Raw genomic sequence first — 25,998 nt, forward strand, 5'->3', positions numbered from 1 at the left:
CAAGCCCGCTCCAACAGATCCCTCACAGCGCTCGAATCCTGTGGTGTATCTGTGGGAGCGGGCTTGTCCCGCGAAGGGTTAAGCACGGGCATCACTAAAGGCAGGCCACCCCCTGCCCCGTTCAATGAGCGGGGCTTTTGCGTATCAAGGCATAATGCACGCCGCGCAGTCTGCGGCAGCAACACAAGGTGATCGATGTGGTGAAGAAGACGCTGTTCCAATTGCACTGGTTCTTTGGCATCACCGCTGGCCTGGTGCTGGCCTTGATGGGCGTTACCGGGGCGCTGTACTCGTTCCAGGAAGAACTGCTGCGCGCATTCAATGCCGATGTGCTCAAGGTCGAAGTACGCGCCGAAGGCGTGCTGCCGCCAGCTGAACTGGTGCAACGGGTCGAAGCCCAGCAGCACGATAAGGTATCGATGCTGTGGGTCGACGTGCGTGAAGGCAACGCCGCACGCATCTTCTTCACGCCGCCACCGGGCGAGCGCCGCGGTCAGCTGCGTTACGCCGACCCCTACACCGGCGAACTCAAGGGTGAAGTGGCCGGGCAAGACTTCTTCAACCTCATGCTCACCCTGCACCGTTTCCTGGCCATGGGCGATACCGGCCGGCAGATCACCGGTGCCTGTACCCTCATGCTGGTGTTCTTCTGCCTCTCCGGCCTGTACCTGCGCTGGCCGCGCAAAGCGCTGGACTGGCGCACCTGGCTGACCTTCGATTGGGCCAAGAAAGGCCGTGCTTTCAACTGGGACCTGCACGCCGTCGCAGGTACCTGGTGCCTGCTGTTTTACCTGCTGTTCGCGCTGACCGGCCTGTTCTGGTCCTATGAGTGGTACCGCGAGGGCCTGAACAAACTGCTGGCCGATAAACCGGCTGCGGGTCAGCAACAGAAGCGCGGCGAAGGCCGTGGGCGCCACGGGCCGCAGAAGGTCGACAAGAATGCCCCGCCACTGGTGGTCGATTACGACGCCATCTGGGCCAACCTCAAGAACGCCGCAGGTCCAGGCCTTGCCACCTACAACCTGCGACTGCCCCCGGTCGGCGGGCAACCGGCAAACCTGTTCTACCTGCTCGACAGCGCCGAACACCCTCGCGCCTTCAACACCCTGGTGCTGGACCCGGCCACCGGCCAGGTGAAAAACCACGACCGCTACACTGACAAGTCCTTCAAGGCCCAACTGCTGCAGAGCGTCTACGCCCTGCACGTGGGCGAGTACTTCGGCCTGCCAGGGCGCATCATCGTCACTGTCGCCAGCCTGACCATGCCACTGTTCTTCGTCACTGGCTGGCTGCTGTACCTCGACCGCCGCCGCAAGAAGCGCCAGGTGCGTGCCGCCCGCGGCAACGTTGCCCGCAACGATGGCAGCGGCGATAGCTGGCTGATCGGCTTTGCCAGCCAAAGCGGCTTCGCCGAGCAACTGGCCTGGCAGAGCGCCAGCCAGCTGCAGGCCGCCGGCATGCCGGTGCAGGTACGCGCCTTGGCCGAACTGGGTGAACATGACCTGCGCCAAGCCCGCCGTGCGCTGTTTGTGGTGAGCACCTTCGGCGACGGCGAAGCGCCTGACAGCGCCCGCACCTTCGAGCGCAAGGTACTAGGCCAGCCGTGGGCACTGAACCACCTCAACTACGCCCTGCTCGCCCTCGGCGACCGCCAGTACCCGCACTTCTGCGGCTTCGCCCGGCGTCTGCAGGCGTGGCTGGGCGAGCGCGGTGCCAGCAGCGCGTTCAGCCCGGTAGAAGTGGACAACGCCGATCAGGCGGCCCTGCAGCAGTGGCAACAGGAACTGGCGCAGCTGACGGGTGCCCAGCCGGTGGCCGCCTGGCAGCCGCCAAGCTTTGGTAGCTGGTCGCTGGTGCACCGCAAACTGCTCAACCCCGGCAGCCAGGGGCAGCCGGTTTACCTGCTCGGCCTGCAGCCCCAAGCGCCTGCCAGCTGGGAGGCCGGTGACCTGGTGGAAATTCTGCCGCTGAATGGGCAACCGCGGATCGACGCGTTCCTCAAAGGCATGGCGCTGGACGCCAATACCCCGGTGCAAGTGAATGGCCTGAACGAAACACTTGCCCAGGCCCTCGCGGGTCGCCAGCTACCAACACGCCGCGATCACCTTATCGGCCTGCATCCACAGGCGATGGTCGATGCCCTGGTGCCGATTGGCAGCCGCGAGTACTCCATTGCCTCGATTGCCAGTGATGGTGTGCTGGAGCTGATCGTGCGCCAGGAACGCCATGCCGATGGCAGCCTGGGCCTGGGCTCCGGCTGGCTGACCGAGTACCTGCCGTTGAATGGCACCCTGAGCCTGCGCCTGCGCCGTAACAGCGGCTTCCATCTGCCAGAAACCGCCGCACCGATGATACTGATTGGCAACGGCACCGGCCTGGCCGGCCTGCGCAGCCTGCTCCGGGCGCGGGTGAATGCCGGTGAGCAGCGTAACTGGCTGCTGTTTGGCGAGCGTAATCGCGCGCATGACCTGCTGTGTGGTGAGGAGCTGCAAGGGTGGCTGCAAAGCGGCGATCTGGCACGCCTGGACCTTGCGTTTTCGCGGGATCAAGCCGAAAAAGTCTATGTGCAGGATGTGTTGCTGCAGCAGGCTGAAGCGTTCAAGGGCTGGGTGGCTGAGGGCGCCTGTGTGTATGTCTGCGGCAGCCTGCAAGGGATGGCTGCAGGGGTGGATGCTGCGCTCAACGGCATGCTTGGGGAAGCCGCTGTGCAGCAGTTGATCGAGGATGGGCGATATAGGCGGGATGTTTACTGACCAGGCATTGATGTAACTCGCCCCGGCCTCTTGGCGGGTTTACCCGCGAAGAGGCCAGTACAGGCTGTCAGTGCAGCTCGAAGGTATCGGCGTCCAGGTTGGCCGGGAACTTGGCCCGGTACGCTGCCAGCTCCGCAGCGCTCAACACGGCGGTAAACACGCCGTCTGCCTCCCCGGCACTCAGCAAACTCTCGCCCTGGAAGTCCAGCACCTGGCTGTCGCCCGAATAGGCAAAGCCTTTGCCGTCCGTACCCACCCGGTTCACCGCCGCCACATAGCAGAGGTTCTCGATCCCTCGCGCCGGCAACAGTCGGTTCCAGTGCTGGCGGCGAGCAGCCGGCCAGTTGGCGGTATACAGCAGCAGATCGGTGTCCTGGGCATCGCGGCTCCACACCGGGAAACGCAGGTCGTAGCAAATCAGCGGGCGAATCCGCCAACCCTTGATCTCGAACTGCACCTGGCGCTCACCCGGGGTGTAGTGCTTATGCTCACCCGCCATGCGGAACAGGTGGCGTTTGTCGTAGTGCAAGATCTCCCCGTCCGGGCGCGCCCACAGCAGGCGGTTACGGTGGCTGCCATCTGCGGCCTGGATGATCACGCTGCCGGTAATCACTGCGTTGGACTTCTTGGCCTGGGCCTTCAGCCATTTGTAGGTCGGGCCATTTTCCGGCTCGCACAGGCTTTCCGACTGCATTGAAAAACCGGTAGTGAACATTTCCGGCAGGATCACCAGGTCCACTTCACCTACCTGCTCCAGCAGCACCTCGAAGTGCGCATAGTTGGCCTCACGGTCATGCCAGGCCAGGGTGGTCTGCACCAGGGCGACTTTCAGGTTCGGCAGTGTGCTCAGATCGCGCATAGTTTTTCCGCTGCCTGATGCAGCGTCTCCTCTCGTTTGGCAAAGCACAGGCGGACCAGGCGTTGCTCGGGGATGGGTTGCTGGTAGAACACCGATACCGGAATGGTCGCCACGCCGTGCTCACGGGTCAGCCACAGCGACATGTCGACATCGTTCAGGTCCGGGCGGATCTGCGAATAGTCCACCAGCTGGAAGTAAGTGCCCGCCGTGCGGGTAAAGCGCAAGCGCGAGCCTTCCAGCAAACCGCAGAACAGGTCGCGCTTGGCCTGGTAGAAGGCCGGCAACTCATCGACATGCCCTGGGTGCTCGGCCATGAAATCGGCCAGCGCGCACTGCAGCGGCGTCACCCCGCAGAAGTTGACGTACTGGTGCACCTTACGCAGCTCGGCGCTCAGCGCCGGCGGGGCAATCACGTAACCGGTCTTCCAGCCGGTGACGTGGTAGGTCTTGCCGAACGAGCTGACCACAAAGGCACGTTGGTACAACTGTGCGTGGGCCAGTACGCTGGCGTGGCGCACGCCGTCGTAGACCAGGTGCTCGTAGACTTCATCACTGACCAGGTAGATATCGCGGTCAGCGATAAGGCGTGCCAGCTGGTCAAGGTCTTCGCGGGTGATCAGTGCGCCGCTGGGGTTGTGCGGCGAATTGAGGATGACCATGCGCGTACGCGGGCTCAGGGCATCACTGAATGTTTGCCAGTCGATACGGAAGTTGCCGTCACTGAGCTGCACATGCACGCAGCGGCCACCGGCCAGCTGCACCGAAGGCTCGTAGCTGTCGTAACAAGGGTCGAAGACGATCACCTCGTCGCCGGCATGCACCACCGCCTGTATGGCGCAGAAGATCGCCTCGGTGGCGCCGGGGGTGATGGTCACCTCCTGGTCGACATCCACCCTGGCGCCGTACAAGCGCTCGACCTTGGCCGCCACTTGCTGGCGCAGCGCAGGCAAGCCGGTCATCGGCGAATACTGGTTATGCCCGGCGGCCACATGCCGGCCTACTGCATCGAGCAGCGCCTGCGGGCCGTTGAAGTCGGGAAAACCTTGCGACAGGTTAAGCGCGCCGGTCTGCACGGCGAGCTGGGACATGGTAGTGAAGATGGTCGTGCCGACATTCGGCAGTTTGCTGCGGATCATGAAGCCCTCTTTCCTGGGGTGTATCCGGCACGGGGTGAGGTCCGAGCATAGCGGATCGAGCGGTCAGGAAAAAGGTTGAAACATTAGGGGGATTGCTTTGGATCAAAAGGCTTCTTCGCGGGCTTGCCCGCGAAGAAGCCGCCACGGAATCAGCGCTTGTCGCGACGCTTCTTCTCGGCCTTCTTGTGGTGCGACATCAGGCGGCGCTTCTTGTTGACCTGGCGATCGGTGAGGGTGTTCTTCTTGCCCTCATACGGGTTCTCGCCGCCCTTGTACTCGATACGGATCGGCGTACCGACCAGCTTCAGCACGCGGCGGTAAGTGTTTTCCAGGTAGCGCGAGTACGACTTCGGAATCTTCTCGGTCTGGTTACCGTGGATCACGATCAGCGGCGGGTTGGCACCACCCAGGTGGGCGTAACGCAGCTTGATGCGGCGGCCGTTGACCAGCGGTGGCTGGTGCTCGCTCACGGCATCTTCGAGGATTTGCGTCAGGCGGCTGGTCGGCCAGCGCGTCACTGCCGACTTGAACGCGGCCTGCACCGACTTGTACAGGTTACCCACGCCAGTACCATGCAAGGCGGAGATGAAGTGGATGTCGGCGAAGTCGACGAAGAACAGCCGGCGCTCCAGCTCGGTCTTCACGTAGTCACGCTCGCCCGGCTGCATACCATCCCACTTGTTCAGGGCGATGACGATGGCGCGGCCGGCTTCCAGGGCGAAGCCCAACAGGTTCAGGTCGTGGTCCACCACACCCTCGCGGGCGTCCATGACGAAGATCACCACGTTGGCGTCCTTGATCGCCTGCAGCGTCTTCACCACCGAGAACTTCTCGACTTCCTCGTGGATCTTGCCGCGCTTGCGCACGCCGGCGGTGTCGATGAAGGTGTACTTCTCGTCGTCGCGCTCGAACGGGATGTAGATGCTGTCGCGGGTGGTGCCCGGCTGGTCGTACACCACCACGCGCTCTTCGCCGAGCATGCGGTTGACCAAGGTCGACTTGCCAACGTTCGGCCGGCCGATGATGGCAATCTTGATGCCATCTTTTTCGCTCGGGCCAGGAATCCGGACGGCTTCTTCGCCTTCGGCGACTTCAGCGTCCAGCGCTTCCTCGACCTGGTCGCGCGGCAGGTGGCCAAGCACGGCTTCCATCAGCGCGTTGATGCCGCGGCCCTGGGAACCGGCCACCGGGATGGCATTACCCATACCCAGCGGCGAGAACTCGGCGCGCGCGACATCGGCGTCGATGTTGTCGATCTTGTTGGCGACCAGGATCGCCTCTTTGTTGCGCTTGCGCAGGTGCTCGGCAATCATCTGGTCGGCGGCGGTCATGCCGGCGCGTGCATCGACCAGGAACAGCACGTAGTCGGCTTCCTCGATGGCCATGAGCGACTGCTCGGCCATTTTCTCGTCCATGCCCACTTCGTCACCAGTGATGCCACCGGTGTCGATCAGGATGAAAGAACGACCCTGCCAGCTGGCATCGCCGTACTGGCGGTCACGGGTCAGACCCGACAGGTCACCGACGATGGCATCGCGGGTCTTGGTCAGGCGGTTGAACATGGTGGATTTGCCGACGTTCGGGCGGCCCACCAGGGCAATTACGGGAACCATCGGCTCTCCACTCTCGAATTCTTGAAAATGCAAAGGCCGCTGCAAGGCAGCGGCCGGAGTACGGGCGGCGTGTCCTACGCCGCGGCTTGAAGCCAGCCAAGGCTTCAAGCATAGCTTCAGCGGATGGTCAGTGCCTCGAGCTTGCCGCTGTTGCCGAAGACATAGATGGTGTCACCGACCACAAGTGGGCGGGCGCGCAGGCCATCGCTGTCGATACGCTCACGGCCAACGAAGCGGCCATCGACCTGGCTGAGCAGGTGCAGGTAACCCTCGAAGTCCCCTACAGCCACATAGCTGGAATACACTTCCGGGGCAGTCAGCTGGCGACGCGCCATCGAGTCGTTGGTCCACAGGGCGCTGGAAGAACGCTCGTCGATACCCTCGACCGAGCCCGAGGCCTCGCTCACATAGACGTTGCCAAAGCCCTGGGCGACACCCACGTAGCTCGAAGCATCGCGCTGCCACAGCTCGCGGCCGCTTTCCAGGTCCAGGCCAGCTACGCGGCCCTGATAGGTGCTGACGTACAGGGTACCACCGGACAGCAGCAGGCCGCCGTCAATGTCGACCACGCGGTCAAGCTCGGAACGCCCCTGCGGAATGGCCACGCGGCTTTCCCACACCGGCACGCCGTTGTTGATGTCCACCGCAACTACCTTGCCAGTCGACAGGCCGGCGACGGCCAGGCGGTTGGTGGCGATCGGCGCACCGGTACCACGAAGGGTCAGCACGGCCGGGGAGTTTTCGTAGATCCAGCGACGGTCGCCAGTGGCAGCATCCAGGCCGATAAGGCGATCATCCTGGGTCTGCACCACCACCACGTCACCGTTGTTGGCAGGCGGAGCCAGCACTTCGCTGGTCACGCGGGAGCGCCAGCGCTCCTCACCGGTACTGGAATCCAGGGCAATCACTTCACCCTTGAGGGTACCGAGCATGACCAGGCCATAGCCTACGCCGACTGCACCGGAAACCTGCAGCTCCAGGTCCTTCTTCCACACCACGTCGCCAGTGATGCGGTCGAGGGCGAAGACTTCACCGTTGACGTCGGAAGCGTAGATGCGGTCGTTCTCGATGGCCGGTACCAGGGTGTTGTAGGTTTCACCCTGGCCGTCACCGATCGAACGGCTCCACTGCTTCTTCAGCACCACTTCCTCGGTGAACTTGGTCAGCTCGGCCGGGGGCAGTTCCTTCTTGCTGTTGCTGCTGCACCCTGCGGCCAGTACGGCCAGGGTCAGCACTGCTGCATGTTTCCAACCGATCACTTACGCGTCCCCTTTAGCCAGGTCATCCAGCTTCAATTGCAGGCCACCGACCGCCGCATCATCAGACAGCGCGGCCTTGGCTTTTTCGTAAGCGCTGTGCGCGTCGTCGGCACGACCCAGCTGTACCAGCAGGTCACCCTTCAACTCTTCACGGCTGGCCAGGAAGGCTTTGTCGGCGTCACCGTCGAGCAGCTTGAGGGCGTCCTCGGCCTTGTTCTGGGCAGCCAGTACACGTGCCAGGCGCTGGCGCGAAATTTCGCCCAGGGTAGCGTCGGCCGGTTTGTCCAGCACGCTTTTCAGCTCGGCAGCAGCGTCGTCGAGCTTGCCGCTCTCGACTGCGACCTTGGCCACGAACAGGCTGCCATACTGGGCGTAGGCGGTTCCGCCAAACTCGCTCTTGAGCTTGCCGGCCAGTTCCGCGACCTTGGTGGCGTCTGGCTGGCCATTCGGCGTCAGGCTGGTTTCAAGCAGCGCCTGATACAGCTGCGAGGCGCCTTGCGACTGGTTGCTCTGGTACTTGTGCCAGGTATTCCAGCCCAGCACCACCACGCCAGCCAGCAATGCGCCGGTCAGCAGCGGCTTGCCGTTGCGGTTCCACCAGTCCTTGACCCCTGCCAGGTCATCATCATCGGTACTCGACACCCCAATACTCCTTTTCGCCTATTCGTTGTTGAACCGCGTTACGCCTGCGCGATCGCGGTTTCCAGGTGCTCTGCCAGAGCATCCCAGGCAATGTTCTGTTGTTCGCCCTGGCCACGCAGGGGCTTGAAGCCGATTTCTTGCTTGGCCAGTTCGTCGTCACCGAGGATCAAGGCGAACAGTGCGCCGCTCTTGTCGGCCTTCTTGAACTGGCTCTTGAAGCTGCCACCCCCGGCGTTGACCGCCAGGCGCAGGCCCGGCAGCCGGTCCCGCAGGCCTTCGGACAGGCGCAGGCCAGCCAGTTCTGCCTGTTCGCCAAAGGCGCACAGGTAGACGTCGATCTGGCGACTGATGGACTCTGGTACCTTGCCCAGGGTTTCCAGCAGCAGAATCAGGCGCTCGATACCCATGGCGAAACCAACGCCGGTGGTCGGCTTGCCACCCATCTGCTCGACCAGACCGTCGTAGCGGCCACCGGCACACACCGTGCCCTGGGCGCCCAGCTTGTCGGTCACCCACTCGAACACGGTCTTGCTGTAGTAGTCCAGGCCACGCACCAGCTTGGTGTTGATCACGAACGGAATGCCGGCAGCGTCCAGGCGGGCCTTGAGGCCCTCGAAGTGCACGCGCGACTCTTCGTCCAGGTAGTCTTCAAGCTTCGGCGCCCCCACCAGCACCGCCTGGGTGTTCTGGTCCTTGCTGTCGAGGATGCGCAGCGGATTGCTCTTCAGGCGGCGCTGGCTGTCTTCGTCCAGTTGCTCCAGGCGCGCCGAGAGGAACTCGACCAGCGCGTCACGGTAGCGCGCACGGGCTTCGCTGGTGCCCAGGCTGTTGAGCTCCAGCTTGACCGCGTCCTGGATGCCCAGCTGGCCCCACAGGCGCCAGGTCAGCATGATCAGCTCGGCGTCGATGTCCGGGCCATCCAGGTTGAACACTTCCACACCAATCTGGTGGAACTGACGGTAACGGCCCTTCTGCGGGCGCTCGTGGCGGAACATCTGACCGATGTACCACAGTTTCTGCACCTGGCCATTGCCGGTGATGCCATGTTCGAGCACGGCGCGCACGCAGGCAGCGGTGCCTTCCGGGCGCAGGGTCAGCGAATCGCCGTTGCGGTCCTCGAAGGTGTACATCTCTTTCTCGACGATGTCGGTCACTTCACCGATCGAGCGCTTGAACAGCTCGGTGAACTCGACGATCGGCGTGCGGATCTGGCTGTACCCGTAGGTGTCCAGCAGACCGGCCACGGTGCCTTCGAAGTAGCGCCACAGCGGCGACTGTTCTGGCAGGATGTCGTTCATGCCACGGATGGCTTGCAGCGATTTGCTCACGAAAAGTCCTTACGAATTCTGTGTGTCAGCCACGAGCGATCAACGCCGCGTCGGCTTCGGCCTTTTCAGCCGCTTTCTGGCGGATGAGTTTTTCCAGCTCATCGACCAGGTTGTCATTGGTCAGCTTCTGCGCCGGCTTGCCATCGATGTAGATCAGGTTCGGCGTACCGCCGGTCAGGCCTACATGGGCCTCCTTGGCTTCGCCCGGGCCATTGACCACGCAACCGATCACCGCCACGTCCAGCGGCACCAGCAGGTCTTCCAGGCGCCCTTCCAGCTCGTTCATGGTCTTGACCACATCGAAGTTCTGCCGCGAGCAGCTCGGGCAGGCGATGAAGTTGATGCCACGCGAACGCAGGTGCAGCGACTTGAGGATGTCGTAGCCGACCTTCACTTCTTCGACCGGGTCGGCCGCCAGCGAGATACGGATGGTATCGCCAATGCCTTCGGCCAGCAGCATACCGAGGCCAACCGCGGATTTCACTGTCCCTGAACGCAGGCCACCGGCTTCGGTGATGCCCAGGTGCAGCGGCTGCACGATCTGTTTGGCCAGCAGGCGGTAGGCTTCAACGGCCATGAACACGTCGGAAGCCTTGACGCTGACCTTGAAGTCCTGGAAGTCCAGACGGTCGAGGTGCTCGACGTGGCGCAAGGCCGACTCGACCAGTGCGGCCGGGGTCGGCTCGCCGTACTTCTTCTGCAGGTCTTTTTCCAGGGAGCCGGCGTTGACCCCGATACGGATCGGGATGCCACGGTCGCGGGCGGCATCGACCACGGCGCGAACACGGTCTTCGCGGCCGATGTTGCCTGGGTTGATACGCAAGCAGTCGACGCCAAGTTCAGCCACACGCAGGGCGATCTTGTAGTCGAAGTGGATGTCGGCGACCAGCGGCACGCTGACCAGCTGCTTGATCTTGCCGAACGCTTCGGCAGCGTCCATGTCCGGCACCGAAACACGCACGATGTCCACGCCGGCATCGACCAGGCGCTGGATTTGCCCCACGGTGGCGGCGACATCGTTGGTATCGGTGTTGGTCATGCTCTGCACCGCGATGGGCGCGTCACCACCCACCGGTACATTGCCGACCCAGATTTTGCGGGATTCGCGACGTTTGATCGGAGATTCGCCGTGCATGACTTACTGTCCCAACTTCAGGCGAGCAGTCTCGCCACTGGTGAACGGGGCAACATCGACGGCCTGGCCGTTGTAGCTGACCTGAGCGCCACGGGCAAAGCCCAGGCGTACCGCGAATGGCGGCTTGCCGGTCAGCTCGAGGTTGTCCCCCTTGCGCTTGATGGCGCTGAACAGCACCTTGCCGTTGCCGTCGCTGACCTGGGTCCAGCAATCGGCGGTGAACTGGATGGCAACCTTGGCGCTACCCGCCGGCACTGCGGCGGGCTCGGCGGCAGCCACCGCCGGCGCGGCCGGTGCAGCAGCCGGGGCCGGAGTAGCCGGCGCTACCGGCGCGGCAGGTGCGCTGACAGCCGGCTGTACAGGCGCCTGCTGGGCAGGTGCAGGGGTAACAGCTACGGCTTCGCCGGGTGCCGGGCTGGCAGGTGCCTGCTCGGTAGCAGCGGCCGGTTGCCCGGCGGCAGCCTGTTCCAACGGCAAGGGCGCGCTTTCAGCTTGCTGGCCAGCGGATACCGCCTGGTCTTCAGGCTCATCGAGCGGGTGAATCTGGGTAGTGCCGTCGGCGCTCTCGACTTCGACGTGCTCCAAGGCGATCTTGGCCAGGTCCTTGCCGCGCAGGCTGCCCTGGTCCTGCCACCAGACGAAGCCGCCACCCACCACGGCCACCAGCAACAGCAGGCTGACACCGCGCAGGATGTTGTGCGAAAGGCGTACCGGCTCTTCGATACGGCCCAGCGAATGCACATCGCTGCCTTTGGCGTGGGTACCGGTGTGGCGGTCGAAGGCATCGACCAGGGCGGCCTGGTCGAGGTCCATCAGCTTGGCGTAGGCGCGAATGTAGCCACGGGCGAAAGTATGCCCCGGCAGCTTGTCGAAGGCGCCGGTCTCCACGTGGTTCAGCGAACTGACAGTGAGGTTGAGCTTGCGGGCCACCTCGGCTTGAGTCCAGCCCCGTTTCTCACGGGCCAGGCGCAAAAGCTCACCGGGGTTCTGGCCAGGCGCTACTGCTACTTCGGGATGCGCGGCGTTCATCGTTGCTCCGACAGGTATTGCTGATATTCCGGCGTACCGGGATAAAGTCGTTGTAATTGCTGGCCAAGCTCGGCCAGTGTGCCCTGCTCGTCGAACACCCTGGCAAGGCGGCTGCCCAGCAGCAGGCTACGGGCATCGTGGTCGCTCAACTGGCTGAAACGATCGTAGTAGTCCCGGGCCGGCACATAATGCCTGTTTTCGTAGGACAACTCAGCCATTTCAAGCAATGCTTTCGGTTGCCGCTGGTTGAGTTGCAACGCTTTCGACAGATACCCGTGCGCCTGCTCGCGGCGCTCGAGCTTCAGGGCGGTCAGGCCGAGGTTCTCGTATACGCGTGAGCGCTCAGGATACAGGGTATCGGCACTGGCCAGGCGAAACATCTGCTCGGCCTCGGCAAATCGCCCCTGAGCATAAAGGAAACTGCCGTAATTGTTGCGAATTCGCGTGTCGCCGCGGCTGACCTGCAGGGCTTTGCGAAAGTGGGTCTCGGCCAATACCGGCTCGGCTTCGGCCTGGAACACCAGGGCCAGGGCGGCGTGCGCATCGGCATCGGAGCTGTCGAGGGCCAGGGCCTTGCCCAGCGGCGCCTTGGCCTGCTCGGTCAAACCCTGTTGCAAATAACCCAGGCCAAGCTGCACATAAGCCCGCCCTGCCTCCACCCTGCCCTGGCGGCTGGCCAAGGGGTCGCCCGCGCCGCCCGACACGCAGCCGGCCAGCAGCGAAAGCGCAAGGATCGACAGCGCGGCGCGCAGGCTCATGGGCAGGTCCCGGTCAGTGGCTGGCGGCGCTGTCTTGCAGCTCGACGTCCGCGGAAAGCTGGCGCACCGCGATGTAGCGCTCGCTGCGGCGGGTACGGTCGTTGACCTGGCCGACAAGCTGGCCACAGGCGGCGTCGATGTCGTCGCCCCGGGTGGTGCGGGTGGTCACGTTGAAACCACCGTGGTGCAGCAGGTCCTGGAAGCGGCGGATAGCGTTGTTGCTCGGCCGCTCGTAACCCGAGTGCGGGAACGGGTTGAACGGGATCAGGTTGATCTTGCACGGCACATCGCGCAGCAGCTCGATCATTTGCGCAGCATGCTCCGGCTGGTCGTTGACGTCCTTGAGCAGGGTGTACTCGACGGTGAGCACGCGCTTGCCACCCAGGGTGGCCATGTAGCCCATGCACGATTCCAGCAGCATTTTCAGCGGGTACTTCTTGTTGATGGGCACCAGCTTGTTGCGCAGCTCGTCGTTCGGGGCGTGCAGCGACAGGGCCAGCGACACGTCGATGTGCTTGGCCAGTTCGTCGATCATCGGCACCACGCCCGAGGTTGACAGGGTGACGCGACGCTTGGAAATGCCATAGCCAAGGTCATCCATCATGATTTTCATGGCGGCGATGACGTTGTCGAAGTTCAGCAAGGGCTCGCCCATGCCCATCATCACCACGTTGGTAATCGCGCGGTCGACTTTGGCAGGAACGGTCCCAAAGGATTTGTTGGCAAGCCACACCTGGCCGATTACCTCGGCGGCAGTGAGGTTGCTGTTGAAGCCTTGCTTGCCGGTGGAGCAGAAACTGCAGTCCAGGGCACAGCCAGCTTGCGACGACACGCACAGGGTGCCGCGATCGTCGGTAGGAATGTAGACGGTCTCGACGCAGCTGCCGGAGGCAACGCGGATCACCCACTTGCGGGTGCCGTCGGCGGAAATATCTTCACTGACCACTTCCGGGGGGCGAATCTCGGCAACGGCCTCGAGCTTTTCGCGCAAGACCTTGCCAACGTTGGTCATGGCCGCAAAGTCGGACACGCCAAAATGGTGAATCCATTTCATCACCTGACCGGCGCGGAAGCGCTTCTCCCCGATAGAGTCGAAGAATTGTTCCATTTCCGGCTGGGTCAGACCCAACAGGTTGATTTTGCCAGTAGATGTCGTCATGGATTCACCCTCACCCGTAAGCTTTCGCTTAGCGAGTGGTTACCTCGGTAGCAGCGAAGAAGTAAGCGATTTCGCGAGCGGCAGCAGCTTCGGAGTCCGAACCGTGAACGGCGTTGGCGTCGATCGACTCGGCGAAGTCAGCGCGGATGGTGCCGGCAGCAGCTTCTTTAGGGTTGGTAGCACCCATCAGCTCACGGTTCAGAGCGATGGCGTTTTCGCCTTCCAGAACCTGAACAACAACTGGGCCGGAAGTCATGAAGGCAACCAGGTCACCGAAGAAGCCGCGCTGGCTGTGCTCAGCATAGAAGCCTTCGGCTTCGGCTTTGGACAGCTGCTTGATTTTCGAGGCAACGATTTTCAGGCCGGCTTCTTCGAAGCGAGTGGTGATCTTGCCGATGACGTTTTTGGCAACAGCGTCAGGCTTGATGATCGAGAAAGTACGTTGAACAGCCATGGAAAACTCCAGAATATGAGTGTTACGAAAAATTAAACCCGCGAATTATACGCGGGTTTCAGGGGATTGCCTAACCTGCACATGACGCTTAGTCGGCTTCGTCAATCCAGGCCGCCTGGATTGCCTCAAGCACTTTCTCTCCGCCGCGTGACGGATCGTCGCTGAACTCTGGCAAGGCCAGCACCCAGCGGTGCAGGTCGACGAAATTCACATAACGAGGATCGACCTCAGGCTTGCTTTCTGCAAGCTGGATTGCGATCTCAAGTACATCAACCCATTTCAGACTCATGTACAGGCCCTCAGTGCGGTGCTTCAGCAGCGTGGTTGAGCGAATACTTGGGTATCTCGATGGTCAGGTCTTCGTCGGCGACCACCACCTGACAGCCCAGGCGCGACTGCGCTTCCAGGCCCCAGGCCTTATCCAGCATGTCCTCTTCCAGCTCGTCGGCCTCTTCGAGCGAATCGAAGCCCTTGCGCACGATGCAGTGGCAAGTGGTGCAGGCCTTGACGCCGCCGCAGGCGCTTTCCATCTCGATGTGATGGTCGTGGGCCAACTCCAGGATATTGGTCCCGGGCTCGACCTCCACGGTCAACCCCTCGGGGCAGAACTTCTCATGCGGCAGGAATGTCACCAGCGGCATCGATTACTCCTCGATCTCATTCAGGTTGCGCCCGGCCAGTGCGGCTTTGACCGTCGAATCAAGGCGACGGGCGGCAAATGCATCGGTCACCTGCGACAGACGCTTGGTCTGTTGCTCGATGGCTGCGCCATCGGTGCCGGCCAGCAAATCACGTAGTTCTTGCATCTGGAATTCGATGGCGTCGCGCTCGTCACTGCTGAGCAAGCGTTCGCCGTCGGCGTCCAGGGCGCCCTGTACCGCTTCGAGCAGGCGCTCGCCGTCCACCTGGTGCTCGCGCAACTGACGGGCGTGCTTGTCGGAACCTGCGTGTTCGAAGGAGTCCTTGAGCATGCGGGCGATTTCGCCGTCGGTCAGGCCGTAAGACGGCTTGACCTGGATGCTGGCTTCCACGCCCGAGCCCAGCTCGCGCGCAGCGACGCTGAGCAGGCCATCGGCATCGACCTGGAACGTGACGCGAATTTTTGCCGAGCCAGCGACCATGGCCGGGATGCCACGCAGTTCGAAGCGGGCCAGCGAACGGCAATCGCTGATCAGCTCACGCTCGCCCTGCAACACGTGGATCATCATGGCCGTCTGGCCATCTTTATAAGTGGTGAATTCCTGGGCACGCGCCACCGGGATGGTCGTATTGCGCGGGATCACCTTCTCCATCAGCCCACCCATGGTTTCAAGGCCCAGGGACAGCGGGATGACATCGAGCAGCAGCAGTTCACCACCCTCGCGGCGGTTGCCGGCCAGGGTGTCGGCCTGGATGGCGGCGCCAATGGCCACCACCTGGTCAGGGTCGATCGAAGTGAGCGGGGTACGCCCGAACAGCGCGCCCACCGCTTCACGCACGCGCGGCACGCGGGTCGAGCCGCCGACCATGACCACGGCACTGACCTCTTCCAGCTCCACGCCACTGTCGCGCACGGCGCGGCGGCAAGCCTTGAGGCTGCGGGCGACCATAGGCTCGATCATGCCCTCGAAGGCAGCACGGCTCAGTTCGCCTTGCCAGGTACCGTGGCTGACACTGACTACGTCGGCGTCGGTCAGGGCCTCCTTGGCGGCGCAAGCGGTTTGCAGCAGCGCGCGCTGGGTGGCCGGGTCAAGGTCGGACGACAGGCCAGCCTGCTCGATGATCCAGCCAGCAATGGCATGGTCGAAGTCGTCACCACCCAAGGCGGTATCGCCCCCGGTTGCCAGCACTTCGAACACGCCAGCAGTCAGGCGCAGGATGGAGATATCGAAGGTACCGCCGCCCAGGTCATAGATGGCCACCACGCCTTCGGCGTTCTGGTCCAGGCCGTAAGCCACGGCAGCTGCCGTCGGCTCGTTGAGCAGGCGCAGCACGTTCAGGCCGGCGAGGCGCGCAGCATCCTTGGTAGCCTGGCGCTGAGCGTCGTCGAAATAGGCCGGCACGGTAATCACCGCACCCACCAGCTCGCCACCCAATGTCGCCTCGGCACGCTCACGCAGCACCTTGAGGATGTCTGCAGACACTTCCACCGGGCTTTTCGGACCCTGCACGGTGTCGATGAACGGCATGTGCGACTCACCGCCAACGAAGCGGTACGGCAGTTGCTCGCCCAGTTGCTTGACGTCGGCCAGGCCGCGCCCCATCAGGCGCTTGACCGACAGCACAGTGTTCAGCGGGTCGCTGGAAGCGGCGTCACGCGCAGCCTGCCCCACTTCGATACGCCCGTCGAGGTAGCGCACCGCGGACGGCAGAATGACGTTGCCCTGCGCGTCGGGCAGGGGCTCGCTGCGGCCGCTACGCAGTGCAGCGACCAGAGAGTTGGTGGTACCCAGGTCGATCCCCACCGCCAGGCGGCGCTGGTGAGGCTGAGGGCTTTGACCGGGTTCGGCAATCTGCAGTAGGGCCATGCTTATCTGAATACCTTAGGTGTCATCACGGGCAACACCGGGTTAATCGTCGAGGCGCTCTTCCAGCTGGCGCACTTCTTGGGCGAGCTTGTCGAGGAACTGCATGCGGCGCATCAGGCGCTCGGCCTTGTCGCGCTCGCCTGGGGCATCCCAGCAGGCGGCAAAGTCCTCGTTCAGCGTGTCCTGGGCAGCCTTCAGGCGCTTCTTGAACACGCCGACACCATCAAGGTCGGCTTCGTCCTGCAACTCTTCGAGCTCTTCACGCCACTGCATTTGCTGCAACAGGAAGTCAGGGTCGTGGACCGTGACTTCCTGAGGCACTTCATGGCCGCTGATGGCCAGCAGGTAGCGGGCGCGGCGCGGAGCGCTGCGCAGGGTCTGGTAGGCGTCGTTGAGTGCTGCGGACTTTTCCAGCGCTACCCGCTGCTCACGCTCGGAGGCGTCGGCAAAGCGGTCGGGATGGACTTCGCGGGCCAGCTCGCGATAGCGAGTGGCCAGCTTGTCGAGATCCAGGCGGAAGCTTGGCTGGAGGTCAAACAATGCGTAATGACAAGGAGTACCCACAGCCAGCCTCAAACGTTGAAGCTTTCGCCGCAGCCACATTCACCGCGCACGTTGGGGTTGTTGAACTTGAAGCCTTCGTTCAACCCTTCCTTGACGAAATCCAGCTCAGTGCCGTCGAGGTACACCAGGCTCTTGGGATCGATGATCACCTTCACGCCATGGTTCTCGAACACGGTGTCTTCGTCCGCCAGTTCGTCGACGAACTCCAGCACGTAGGCCAGGCCCGAGCAACCGGTGGTGCGCACGCCCAGGCGAATGCCCTCACCTTTGCCGCGCCCGTCAAGGGAGCGGCGAATGTGGTTGGCGGCGGCTTCTGTCATGCTGATAGCCATCAGGACTCCTTACCTTGCAACAGGCGACTTAGATCAAGCCTTTCTTCTGCTTGTAATCGCGCACAGCTGCCTTGATGGCATCTTCGGCGAGTACCGAGCAGTGGATCTTGACCGGCGGCAGCGCCAGTTCTTCGGCCAGCTGAGTGTTCTTGATGGTTTCGGCTTCGTCCAGGGTCTTGCCCTTCATCCACTCGGTGGCGAGGGAGCTGGAAGCGATGGCCGAACCGCAGCCGTATGTCTTGAACTTGGCATCTTCGATGACGCCTTGCTCGTTGACCTTGATTTGCAGACGCATCACGTCACCGCACGCTGGGGCGCCGACCATGCCGGTACCGACATCCGGGTCCTCGGCATTCATCTTGCCGACGTTGCGTGGGTTTTCGTAGTGGTCGATGACCTTTTCACTGTATGCCATGGTGCAATTCCTTCCTCATCAGGGAGCCGCTCTTGCCGGCGACTGCTTAGTGGGCGGCCCACTCGATCTTGGAGATGTCAACGCCGTCTTTGTACATGTCCCACAGCGGCGACAGCTCACGCAGTTTATTGACAGCCTCGCAGACTTTCTGCGCGGCGTAGTCGACTTCTTCTTCGGTGGTGAAGCGGCCGAAGGAGAAGCGGATCGAGCTGTGCGCCAGCTCGTCGTTGCGGCCCAGGGCGCGCAGCACGTAAGACGGCTCGAGCGACGCAGAGGTGCACGCCGAACCGGACGATACGGCGATGTCCTTCAGCGACATCAGCAGCGATTCGCCTTCGACGTAGTTGAAGCTCAGGTTCAGGTTGTGCGGTACGCGGGCAGTCTGGCTGCCATTGACGTACAGCTCTTCAAGGTTGGAGACCTGCTTGAAGAAGCGGTCGCTCAGGGCCTTGATGCGCACGTTTTCCGCGGCCATTTCCTGCTTGGCGATGGCAAAGGCCTCGCCCATGCCGACGATCTGGTGGGTCGGCAGGGTACCCGAACGCATGCCGCGCTCATGGCCACCGCCGTGAATGATGGCTTCCAGGCGTACACGCGGCTTGCGGCTGACGTACAGCGCGCCGATGCCTTTCGGGCCGTAGGCCTTGTGCGCCGAGAACGACATCAGGTCGACCTTGAGCTTTTGCACGTCGATGTCCACCTTGCCGGCCGACTGGGCAGCGTCGACGTGGAACAGTACGCCGCGCGAACGGGTCAGCTCACCGATGGCGGCGATGTCGTTGATCGAGCCGACTTCGTTGTTCACGTGCATCAGCGAGACCAGGATGGTGTCGTCGCGCAGCACGGCCTCTACCATGGCCGGGGTGACGATGCCGTCTTCGCCTGGTTCGAGGTAGGTGACTTCGAAACCTTCACGCTCCAGCTGGCGAGCGGTATCCAGGACCGCCTTGTGCTCGATCTTGGAGGTGATGATGTGCTTGCCCTTGGTCTGATAGAAGTGCGCCACGCCTTTCAGTGCGAGGTTGTCGGACTCGGTGGCACCGCTGGTCCAGACGATTTCGCGCGGGTCGGCGTTGATCAGCTCGGCAACCTGGCGGCGACCGTTCTCGACCGCTTCCTCGGCCTTCCAGCCGAAGACGTGGGAGCGCGAGGCCGGGTTACCGAAGTTCCCGTCAACCAGCAGGCATTCGGCCATCTTCTGGGCGACACGTGGGTCAACCGGAGTGGTCGCGGAGTAATCGAGGTAGATCGGCAACTTCATTTGTCTCTCCTATCAGGCGGTGGCGTCGCTCGTCGTCCCAAGGGGATCAATCGACGGCTGACGTCTCAATCTTGTCCAGCTGGGCGGTTCGGCCTGCGACTCGACGCAGGTCCTGGCGCTGGGCGACTTCCTGCACCTCGCGGCGCATGACGAGGTCGGCCAGGCTGATGCCGCTGAGGAATTCATGGATCTGCTGGCTGAGGTCGCACCACAGGTGGTGGGTCAGGCAGGTATCACCGGCATGGCAGTCCCCGAGCCCCTGGCAACGGGTGGCATCGACCGACTCGTTGACCGCGTCGATGACCTGCGCCACCTGGATGGTTTCCATGCCCCGGGACAGCTGATAGCCGCCACCTGGACCGCGCACGCTGGAAACCAGGCTGCTGCGGCGCAGCTTGGCGAACAGCTGTTCCAGATAAGAGAGGGAAATGCCCTGGCGCTCGGAAATATCGGCCAAAGACACCGGCCCATGCTGCGCGTGCAACGCCAGGTCGAGCATGGCAGTCACGGCGTATCGGCCTTTGGTAGTCAGTCGCATGGCTATTGGGTACCACGGGAGTTTCGGGATGTGTGCGAGTATGCGATTCCCGAGCATTTAAGTCAACTATTAGACCTACTGCTTTAGTCGGGTTTGCATCGGGGAGGCGGGCGCGATTGTAGCAGGCATGGGGCGTGAGCACACGCCCCGTATGTCACCGGGCTTTCAACACGGCGCAATCAATGCGACTGAGTGTCGCGCCGGGTGGCCTGGGCAACCTCGGTGAAGTCATCTTCCGGCAAGGCCGGCAGCTCCTTGGCACAATAGTCACTGCCCATCTTGGTCAGGGCGCCACACATGCCCTCCAGCCGCTCGTCGACGGCTTGCAAGTGGTCGAGCATCTGGCCGATGGCGCGCGCCACCGGGTCGGGCATGTCACCGCTGACACCGTAGGCGTCGAAACCGATCTTCTCGGCCATGGCCTTACGCTTGGCCTCGACCTCGTTGTCTTCGCTCTTGACGATGATCCGCCCCGGGATGCCTACCGCCGTGGCGCCGGCCGGCACCGCCTTGGTCACCACCGCGTTCGAACCGATCTTGGCCCCGGCACCGACGGTGAACGGCCCAAGCACCTTGGCGCCCGCCCCTACTACCACGCCATTTTCCAGGGTCGGGTGGCGTTTGCCTTTGTTCCAGCTGGTGCCGCCCAGGGTCACGCCCTGATACAGGGTGACGTCATCGCCGATCTCGGCCGTTTCGCCGATGACGATGCCCATGCCGTGGTCAATGAAAAAGCGCCGGCCGATGGTGGCGCCGGGATGGATCTCGATGCCGGTCATCCAGCGGCCGAAGTTCGACACTAGGCGGGCAAGCCACTTGAAATCGCGCTTCCAGAGGGCGTTGCCCAACCGGTGCAGCCAGATGGCGTGCATGCCGGGGTAGCAGGTGAGCACCTCGAAAGCGTTGCGCGCAGCCGGGTCACGGTGAAAAACGCTTTGAATATCTTCACGCAGGCGTTCGAACATCTGTCAGTCCTTCCGTTTATGCGGCTCGCCCCGGACCACTTTCTGGGTCTCGGTAAGGATGCCGCGCAAAATGCTCATTTCCGAACGCTCGACCGCCACCCGCCCATATAGCCGGCGCAGGCGCGGCATCAGGTGCTTGGGCTTTTCCGGGTCGAGGAAGCCGATACCTACCAGGGTTTTTTCCAGGTGGTCGTAGAACAGCTCCATTTCGTCCATGGTCGCCAGCTCACTGGCGTCAACCTTCTCGACTTTGCCCGGCACTGCACCGACGGCCAGCCAGGCCATGCGCACCTCGTAGGAGAGCACCTGCACGGCGGCTGCCAGGTTCAGCGAGCTGAAGTCGGGGTTGGAGGGAATGTGCACGTGGAAGTGACATCGCTGCAGTTCTTCGTTGGTCAGGCCGGCGTGTTCGCGGCCGAACACCAAGGCGATCTCTTCACCGCCATTGGCATGCTCCACCGCCTTGTCACCACACTCCCGCGGGCCGATCAACGGCCAGGGAATGCTGCGCTCGCGGGCGCTGGTGCCCATCACCAGGTTACAGCCGACCAGCGCCTGCTCGAGGGTGTCGACCACCTGGGCGTTGTCCAGCACATCGTCGGCGCCCGAGGCACGGGCACTGGCATCAAGGGCGGGGAATTCTTTCGGCTGCACCAGCACCAGACGCGACAAGCCCATGTTTTTCATGGCACGCGCAGCGCCGCCGATGTTGCCGGGGTGGCTGGTATTGACCAGAACAACACGAATATTTTGCAGCAAGGTGTTGTGCTCACAGATGCAGGAATCAGGGCCTTCGATCTTACAGAACCGACAGACGTAACGCCATGAAAGCAAATGTGACACTTCTGCCGCCAAAGTTTTCTGCTAGAATGATCGGCTTTCTTCTTTAACATCTCCAGGTGACCCGCCCATGCAGCCTATGCTGAATATCGCCCTGCGCGCCGCTCGCAGCGCCAGTGAACTGATTTTCCGCTCCATCGAACGCCTGGATAGCATCAAGGTCGATGAGAAAGAGGCCAAGGACTACGTTTCCGAAGTCGATCGCGCCGCCGAGCAAAGCATCGTCAATGCCTTGCGCAAGGCCTACCCGAACCACTCCATCCAGGGCGAGGAAACCGGCCTGCACGCGGGTACCGGCGAAGAAGGCAAAGACTACCTGTGGATCATTGACCCACTGGACGGCACCACCAACTTCCTGCGCGGCATCCCGCACTTCGCGGTCAGCATCGCCTGCAAATACCGTGGTCGCCTCGAGCACGCGGTAATCGTCGACCCAGTTCGCCAAGAAGAATTCACCGCCAGCCGTGGCCGTGGCGCCCAGCTCAACGGCCGTCGCCTGCGCGTCAGCTCGCGCACCAGCCTGGAAGGCGCCCTGCTGGGTACCGGTTTCCCATTCCGCGACAGCCAAATGGCCGACCTGGACAACTACCTGGGTATGTTCCGCGCCCTGACTGGCCAGACCGCCGGCATCCGCCGCGCCGGCTCCGCCAGCCTGGACCTGGCCTACGTTGCCGCTGGCCGCTTCGACGCCTTCTGGGAGTCCGGCCTGTCCGAGTGGGACATGGCAGCTGGCGTGCTGCTGATCCAAGAGGCCGGCGGCCTGGTGAGTGACTTCAACGGTGGCCACGACTTCCTCGACAAGGGCCACATCGTTGCAGGCAACATCAAGTGCTTCAAGGCCGTACTGACCGCTATCCAGCCGCACCTGCCGGAAAGCATGAAGCGCTAAGCGCAAATTGCCAGACAGCAAAAAGCACCTCTCGAGGTGCTTTTTTTATGCCTGATGGTTTTGCGTGACAACGCAAATTACTGACCAGCTTCGCTCAGTATCAACTTGCCATTCTTGTCCAGCGGGATGGTCGAGCCCGGCTCGCGGTCCATCTTCACCTTGCCTACCTGATCACCGATGGAATAGGTCACGTTGTAACCCACCACCTTCTCGCTGATGTCGTTGACCGTGTTGCAGCGGGTTTGTGTAGTGGTATAGGTGTCACGCTGCTGCATGCCTTCTTGCACCTTGTTACCGGCGTAACCGCCACCGACCGCACCGGCCACGGTAGCGATCTTCTTGCCGGTACCGCCGCCAATCTGATTACCCAGCAAGCCACCCGCCAGAGCACCGACCACGGTACCGGCAATCTGGTGTTGGTCCTTGACTGGCGCCTGACGCGTCACAGCGACGTCCTTGCACACTTCACGCGGGGTTTTTACCTGCTGTTTGATCGGTTGCACGTCAGTGACCTGCGCATATTCAGGCCCCTTGTTGACCAAGCTGTAGGTTGCGACAGCACCTCCGGCAGTCACAGCGACAGCACCCAGTACCGCGCCCACCAGCATTGATTTGTTCACATGAACCTCCTGATCATACCCGCGGGGGTTACCCCGCCTTCTCCCAGCCTTGGAGCAAAAAAAAAGGCGCGAGTTCAACACTCGCGCCTTTTGGCCGCCGTACGGCGTAGGGACCAGGCCTTACGGGCGCTCGTCCACACCTTCAGCCTTGACCGGCGGGATCAGGTCTTCGCTGTTCAGGTTCAGCCAGATCAGTACCACGTTGGCGATGTAGATCGACGAGTAGGTACCGGCCAGAACACCGATGAACAGTGCCAGCGAGAAGCCGAACAGGTTGTCGCCACCGAAGAACAGCAGCGCGGCAATTGCCAGCAAGGTCGAAACCGAAGTGGCGATGGTGCGCAGCAAGGTCTGGGTGGTGGAAACGTTGATGTTTTCGATCAACGACGCCTTGCGCATGACGCGGAAGTTTTCACGTACCCGGTCGAACACGACGATGGTGTCATTCAGCGAGTAGCCAATGATCGCCAGCACCGCGGCCAGCACCGTCAGGTCGAAGGTGATCTGGAAGAACGACAGGATACCCAGGGTCACCACGACGTCGTGGATCAGCGAAATGATCGCACCCACGGCGAACTTCCACTGGAAGCGGAATGCCAGGTAGATGAGGATGCCGCCCAAGGCCAGGAGCATGCCCATGCCACCCTGGTCGCGCAGTTCTTCACCCACCTGCGGGCCGACAAACTCGACCCGCTTGACCATGGCAGGGTTGTCACCCCCGGCCTTTTGCAGGGCTTCAGCCACTTTGTTACCCAGCATTGGATCGTCGCCAGGCATGCGCACAAGCAGGTCAGTGGTAGCACCGAAACTCTGCACCACGGCCTCGTGGAAGCCCGATTCGACCAGCTCGGCACGCACAGCCTTGACGTCGGCCGGGCGTTCATAGGTCAACTCGATCAGCGTGCCCCCGGTGAAATCCAGCCCGAAGTTAAGACCCTTATGCCACCAGCTGAACAGCGCCAGCACGGTGAGAAGCACGGTGATAGCGAACGCGACATTGCGTACGCCCATGAAATTGATGGTTTTCATCGCAGCTCCCTCAAACCCACAGCTTCTTGATGTCACGCCCACCACAAGTCAGGTTGACCAATGCACGGGTCACCATGACGGCAGTAAACATCGAGGTGAAAATCCCGAGGGACATGGTGACTGCAAAGCCTTTGACCGGGCCGGTACCCATCGCGAACAGGATGCCACCGACCAACAGGGTGGTCAGGTTGGCGTCGACGATTGCCGAGTAGGCGCGATTGAAGCCTTCATGTATGGCGCGCTGCACCGACATGCCAGCAGCGATCTCTTCGCGAATACGCGAGAAGATCAGCACGTTGGCGTCCACCGCCATACCCATGGTCAACACGATGCCGGCAATACCCGGCAGGGTCAGGGTTGCACCCAGCAGCGACATCAACGCCAGGAGCAGCACCATATTGCCCGCCAGGGCGATAGTGGCCAGCACGCCGAAGGCACGGTAGATGGCGATGATGAACAGCGAGACGAACAGCATGCCCCACAGCGACGCATCGATACCTTTGGTGATGTTGTCAGCACCCAGGCTTGGGCCAATGGTACGTTCTTCAGCGAAGTACATCGGCGCGGCCAGACCACCGGCACGCAGCAGCAGAGCCAGCTCGGACGATTCACCCTGGCCGTTCAGGCCGGTGATGCGGAACTGGCTGCCAAGTGGCGACTGGATGGTCGCCAGGCTGATGATCTTCTTCTCTTCGACGAAGCTTTGTACGGCTACGTCCTTCTCGACGCCATCGACGGTTTGCTTGACATAGCGGGTAACCGGCTTCTGCTCGATGAAGATTACCGCCATGCTGCGGCCGACGTTGCTGCGCGTTGCGCGGCTCATCAGCTCGCCACCGTGGCCATCCAGGCGAATGTTCACCTGCGGGCGGCCGTGTTCGTCGAAGCTGGCCTGGGCGTCGGTAACCTGGTCACCGGTGATGATCAGGCCCCGCTCGACCGCGGCAGAGCGGCCGCCTTCACGGAACTCGAACACCTCGGTGGTGGCTTTGGATGCACCTGGCTCAGCACCGAAGCGGAACTCCAGGTTGGCAGTTTTACCGAGGATACGCTTGGCTTCGGCAGTGTCCTGCACGCCTGGCAGCTCGACCACGATACGGTTGGCGCCCTGGCGCTGTACCAGCGGCTCGGCCACGCCCAGCTCGTTGACGCGGTTGCGCACGGTGGTGAGGTTCTGCTTGATCGAGTATTCGCGGATCTCGGCGACTTTTGCCTGGGTCAGCGCCAGACGCAGCACCGCGAGCTCGTTGCGGTCGGTGGTGGTCAGGTCGAAATCATTGAAATTCTTGCGGATCAGGGCACGTGCCTGTTCGCGGGTGGCATCGTCAGCGAAGCCCAGCATGATGCCGCCATCCTGCTGAGGCAGGCTGCGGTAGCGGACGCGCTCTTTGCGCAGCAAGGTCTTGACCTCGCCTTCGTAGACTTTCATGCGGGCAGTCATGGCCTTGTCCATGTCCACTTCCAGCAGGAAGTGCACACCACCGGACAGGTCCAGGCCCAGCTTCATGGGGCTCGCACCCAGGTTACGCAGCCATTGCGGGGTCGTCTGGGCCAGGTTCAGGGCCACGACGTAATCATCGCCCAGTGCCTTGCGCACAACATCCTTGGCTGGGAGCTGGTCTTCCTGGTTGGTCAGGCGGATCAGCCCGCTGCCCTTCTCGCCCAGGCTCGCGCCCTTGACGGCGATTTTGGCATCGACCAGCGCCTTGCTGACGCGATCGAGGTCGGCCTGGTTTACCTGCAGCGCCGAGCTGGCACCACTGATCTGCACCGCCGGGTCATCCGGGTAGAGGTTGGGAGCGGAATAAATGAAACCGACCACCAGTACCAGCACGATCAGTGCATATTTCCACAGAGGGTATTTGTTCAGCATCACGCCGCCCGTTCAAGACGCGGGGCGCGTTGCGCGCCCC

26 protein-coding genes are annotated in these 25,998 nt (G+C 62.5%); 2 read left to right on the top strand and 24 right to left on the bottom strand.

The genetic code is table 11. The features are described from left to right. Positions 1–197 precede the first annotated feature (197 nt). Positions 198–2,753, top strand: a complete 2,556-nt coding sequence (locus OO258_RS00980) for a sulfite reductase flavoprotein subunit alpha (RefSeq protein ID WP_266028505.1) — start codon at positions 198–200, stop codon at positions 2,751–2,753. Between the two features lie 67 nt (positions 2,754–2,820). Here the strand turns inward: OO258_RS00980 and OO258_RS00985 are convergent, their stop codons facing one another. The 21 genes from OO258_RS00985 to trmJ form a co-directional block, all read right to left on the bottom strand. Next, positions 2,821–3,612: an amidohydrolase gene (locus OO258_RS00985; protein WP_266028506.1), complete on the bottom strand. Its 792-nt coding sequence runs from the start codon at positions 3,610–3,612 to the stop codon at positions 2,821–2,823. Further along, positions 3,600–4,748, bottom strand: coding sequence for a pyridoxal phosphate-dependent aminotransferase (locus tag OO258_RS00990; protein ID WP_266028507.1), 1,149 nt, complete (start codon positions 4,746–4,748; stop codon positions 3,600–3,602). Before OO258_RS00990 ends, OO258_RS00985 begins: the two co-directional genes overlap by 13 nt. A 149-nt stretch (positions 4,749–4,897) precedes the next feature. Then, complete coding sequence (gene der, locus OO258_RS00995) at positions 4,898–6,361, bottom strand: ribosome biogenesis GTPase Der (protein ID WP_105946966.1); 1,464 nt, start codon at positions 6,359–6,361, stop codon at positions 4,898–4,900. Between the two features lie 116 nt (positions 6,362–6,477). Beyond that, positions 6,478–7,620 carry an outer membrane protein assembly factor BamB gene (gene bamB / locus OO258_RS01000; RefSeq protein ID WP_110744923.1) on the bottom strand — a complete coding sequence of 381 codons (1,143 nt, stop codon included), beginning with the start codon at positions 7,618–7,620 and terminating at the stop codon, positions 6,478–6,480. Then, entirely contained in the window at positions 7,621–8,262 is a 642-nt protein-coding gene (locus tag OO258_RS01005; protein WP_266028509.1) for a tetratricopeptide repeat protein, read from the bottom strand. A 38-nt stretch (positions 8,263–8,300) separates the two neighbouring features. Then, positions 8,301–9,590, bottom strand: coding sequence for a histidine--tRNA ligase (gene hisS / locus OO258_RS01010; protein WP_266028510.1), 1,290 nt, complete (start codon positions 9,588–9,590; stop codon positions 8,301–8,303). 25 nt (positions 9,591–9,615) lie between these two features. After that, positions 9,616–10,725, bottom strand: coding sequence for a flavodoxin-dependent (E)-4-hydroxy-3-methylbut-2-enyl-diphosphate synthase (ispG, locus tag OO258_RS01015; RefSeq protein WP_110744926.1), 1,110 nt, complete (start codon positions 10,723–10,725; stop codon positions 9,616–9,618). Between the two features lie 3 nt (positions 10,726–10,728). Next, positions 10,729–11,754 (bottom strand): RodZ domain-containing protein, encoded by a 1,026-nt coding sequence (locus tag OO258_RS01020; RefSeq protein WP_266028511.1) that lies wholly within the window; start codon positions 11,752–11,754, stop codon positions 10,729–10,731. Beyond that, on the bottom strand, positions 11,751–12,512 hold the full coding sequence (pilW, locus tag OO258_RS01025; protein WP_110744928.1) for a type IV pilus biogenesis/stability protein PilW: 762 nt from the start codon (positions 12,510–12,512) through the stop codon (positions 11,751–11,753). The genes OO258_RS01020 and pilW overlap by 4 nt, the downstream gene beginning before the upstream one ends. 13 nt (positions 12,513–12,525) lie before the next feature. Then, positions 12,526–13,671: a 23S rRNA (adenine(2503)-C(2))-methyltransferase RlmN gene (rlmN, locus tag OO258_RS01030; protein ID WP_110744929.1), complete on the bottom strand. Its 1,146-nt coding sequence runs from the start codon at positions 13,669–13,671 to the stop codon at positions 12,526–12,528. 28 nt (positions 13,672–13,699) lie between these two features. Beyond that, entirely contained in the window at positions 13,700–14,125 is a 426-nt protein-coding gene (ndk, locus tag OO258_RS01035; protein ID WP_266028512.1) for a nucleoside-diphosphate kinase, read from the bottom strand. An 88-nt stretch (positions 14,126–14,213) separates the two neighbouring features. Beyond that, positions 14,214–14,414 carry a Fe-S cluster assembly protein IscX gene (gene iscX, locus OO258_RS01040; RefSeq protein WP_003248529.1) on the bottom strand — a complete coding sequence of 67 codons (201 nt, stop codon included), beginning with the start codon at positions 14,412–14,414 and terminating at the stop codon, positions 14,214–14,216. 10 nt (positions 14,415–14,424) lie between these two features. Beyond that, positions 14,425–14,766 carry an ISC system 2Fe-2S type ferredoxin gene (gene fdx / locus OO258_RS01045; RefSeq protein ID WP_021781772.1) on the bottom strand — a complete coding sequence of 114 codons (342 nt, stop codon included), beginning with the start codon at positions 14,764–14,766 and terminating at the stop codon, positions 14,425–14,427. Positions 14,767–14,769: 3 nt separating this feature from the next. Further along, a complete protein-coding gene (hscA, locus tag OO258_RS01050; protein WP_110744930.1) occupies positions 14,770–16,632 on the bottom strand; it encodes a Fe-S protein assembly chaperone HscA in 1,863 nt (620 codons plus the stop codon). A 42-nt stretch (positions 16,633–16,674) separates the two neighbouring features. After that, a complete protein-coding gene (gene hscB / locus OO258_RS01055; protein ID WP_003248535.1) occupies positions 16,675–17,196 on the bottom strand; it encodes a co-chaperone HscB in 522 nt (173 codons plus the stop codon). 8 nt (positions 17,197–17,204) lie between these two features. After that, entirely contained in the window at positions 17,205–17,528 is a 324-nt protein-coding gene (gene iscA / locus OO258_RS01060) for an iron-sulfur cluster assembly protein IscA (RefSeq protein WP_060511418.1), read from the bottom strand. Positions 17,529–17,556: 28 nt separating this feature from the next. Then, on the bottom strand, positions 17,557–17,943 hold the full coding sequence (gene iscU / locus OO258_RS01065; protein ID WP_003248539.1) for a Fe-S cluster assembly scaffold IscU: 387 nt from the start codon (positions 17,941–17,943) through the stop codon (positions 17,557–17,559). A 46-nt stretch (positions 17,944–17,989) separates the two neighbouring features. Beyond that, on the bottom strand, positions 17,990–19,204 hold the full coding sequence (locus OO258_RS01070) for an IscS subfamily cysteine desulfurase (RefSeq protein WP_110744931.1): 1,215 nt from the start codon (positions 19,202–19,204) through the stop codon (positions 17,990–17,992). A 46-nt stretch (positions 19,205–19,250) separates the two neighbouring features. After that, a complete protein-coding gene (gene iscR / locus OO258_RS01075) occupies positions 19,251–19,742 on the bottom strand; it encodes a Fe-S cluster assembly transcriptional regulator IscR (protein ID WP_008092572.1) in 492 nt (163 codons plus the stop codon). A gap of 179 nt (positions 19,743–19,921) precedes the next feature. After that, on the bottom strand, positions 19,922–20,707 hold the full coding sequence (gene cysE, locus OO258_RS01080; RefSeq protein ID WP_266028518.1) for a serine O-acetyltransferase: 786 nt from the start codon (positions 20,705–20,707) through the stop codon (positions 19,922–19,924). A 3-nt stretch (positions 20,708–20,710) separates the two neighbouring features. Then, on the bottom strand, positions 20,711–21,466 hold the full coding sequence (gene trmJ / locus OO258_RS01085) for a tRNA (cytosine(32)/uridine(32)-2'-O)-methyltransferase TrmJ (protein WP_266028519.1): 756 nt from the start codon (positions 21,464–21,466) through the stop codon (positions 20,711–20,713). A gap of 151 nt (positions 21,467–21,617) precedes the next feature. Between trmJ and suhB the strand changes: the two genes are divergently transcribed. Then, entirely contained in the window at positions 21,618–22,436 is an 819-nt protein-coding gene (suhB, locus tag OO258_RS01090; RefSeq protein WP_110744934.1) for an inositol-phosphate phosphatase, read from the top strand. Positions 22,437–22,513: 77 nt separating this feature from the next. Here suhB and OO258_RS01095 read toward each other — a convergent pair whose 3' ends face one another. The 3 genes from OO258_RS01095 to secD form a co-directional block, all read right to left on the bottom strand. Next, a complete protein-coding gene (locus OO258_RS01095; RefSeq protein ID WP_110744935.1) occupies positions 22,514–23,056 on the bottom strand; it encodes a glycine zipper 2TM domain-containing protein in 543 nt (180 codons plus the stop codon). 120 nt (positions 23,057–23,176) lie between these two features. Next, entirely contained in the window at positions 23,177–24,085 is a 909-nt protein-coding gene (gene secF, locus OO258_RS01100) for a protein translocase subunit SecF (RefSeq protein WP_266028520.1), read from the bottom strand. Between the two features lie 10 nt (positions 24,086–24,095). Next, on the bottom strand, positions 24,096–25,958 hold the full coding sequence (gene secD / locus OO258_RS01105; protein WP_019750504.1) for a protein translocase subunit SecD: 1,863 nt from the start codon (positions 25,956–25,958) through the stop codon (positions 24,096–24,098). Positions 25,959–25,998 lie beyond the last annotated feature (40 nt).

Origin of the sequence: Pseudomonas sp. DCB_BI, assembly GCF_026240995.1 — a bacterium.
GTDB lineage: Bacteria > Pseudomonadota > Gammaproteobacteria > Pseudomonadales > Pseudomonadaceae > Aquipseudomonas.

Excerpts from the sequence above, each read along its gene's own strand:
- OO258_RS00985 (WP_266028506.1), bottom strand. The coding sequence starts at position 3,612 with ATGCGCGATCTGAGCACACTGCCGAACCTGAAAGTCGCCCTGGTGCAG.
- OO258_RS00990 (WP_266028507.1), bottom strand. The coding sequence starts at position 4,748 with ATGATCCGCAGCAAACTGCCGAATGTCGGCACGACCATCTTCACTACC.
- der (WP_105946966.1), bottom strand. The coding sequence starts at position 6,361 with ATGGTTCCCGTAATTGCCCTGGTGGGCCGCCCGAACGTCGGCAAATCC.
- ispG (WP_110744926.1), bottom strand. The coding sequence starts at position 10,725 with ATGCACGGCGAATCTCCGATCAAACGTCGCGAATCCCGCAAAATCTGG.
- OO258_RS01020 (WP_266028511.1), bottom strand. The coding sequence starts at position 11,754 with ATGAACGCCGCGCATCCCGAAGTAGCAGTAGCGCCTGGCCAGAACCCC.
- pilW (WP_110744928.1), bottom strand. The coding sequence starts at position 12,512 with ATGAGCCTGCGCGCCGCGCTGTCGATCCTTGCGCTTTCGCTGCTGGCC.
- rlmN (WP_110744929.1), bottom strand. The coding sequence starts at position 13,671 with ATGACGACATCTACTGGCAAAATCAACCTGTTGGGTCTGACCCAGCCG.
- ndk (WP_266028512.1), bottom strand. The coding sequence starts at position 14,125 with ATGGCTGTTCAACGTACTTTCTCGATCATCAAGCCTGACGCTGTTGCC.
- iscX (WP_003248529.1), bottom strand. The coding sequence starts at position 14,414 with ATGAGTCTGAAATGGGTTGATGTACTTGAGATCGCAATCCAGCTTGCA.
- fdx (WP_021781772.1), bottom strand. The coding sequence starts at position 14,766 with ATGCCGCTGGTGACATTCCTGCCGCATGAGAAGTTCTGCCCCGAGGGG.
- hscA (WP_110744930.1), bottom strand. The coding sequence starts at position 16,632 with ATGGCCCTACTGCAGATTGCCGAACCCGGTCAAAGCCCTCAGCCTCAC.
- iscA (WP_060511418.1), bottom strand. The coding sequence starts at position 17,528 with ATGGCTATCAGCATGACAGAAGCCGCCGCCAACCACATTCGCCGCTCC.
- iscU (WP_003248539.1), bottom strand. The coding sequence starts at position 17,943 with ATGGCATACAGTGAAAAGGTCATCGACCACTACGAAAACCCACGCAAC.
- OO258_RS01070 (WP_110744931.1), bottom strand. The coding sequence starts at position 19,204 with ATGAAGTTGCCGATCTACCTCGATTACTCCGCGACCACTCCGGTTGAC.
- iscR (WP_008092572.1), bottom strand. The coding sequence starts at position 19,742 with ATGCGACTGACTACCAAAGGCCGATACGCCGTGACTGCCATGCTCGAC.
- cysE (WP_266028518.1), bottom strand. The coding sequence starts at position 20,707 with ATGTTCGAACGCCTGCGTGAAGATATTCAAAGCGTTTTTCACCGTGAC.
- suhB (WP_110744934.1), top strand. The coding sequence starts at position 21,618 with ATGCAGCCTATGCTGAATATCGCCCTGCGCGCCGCTCGCAGCGCCAGT.
- secF (WP_266028520.1), bottom strand. The coding sequence starts at position 24,085 with ATGAAAACCATCAATTTCATGGGCGTACGCAATGTCGCGTTCGCTATC.
- secD (WP_019750504.1), bottom strand. The coding sequence starts at position 25,958 with ATGCTGAACAAATACCCTCTGTGGAAATATGCACTGATCGTGCTGGTA.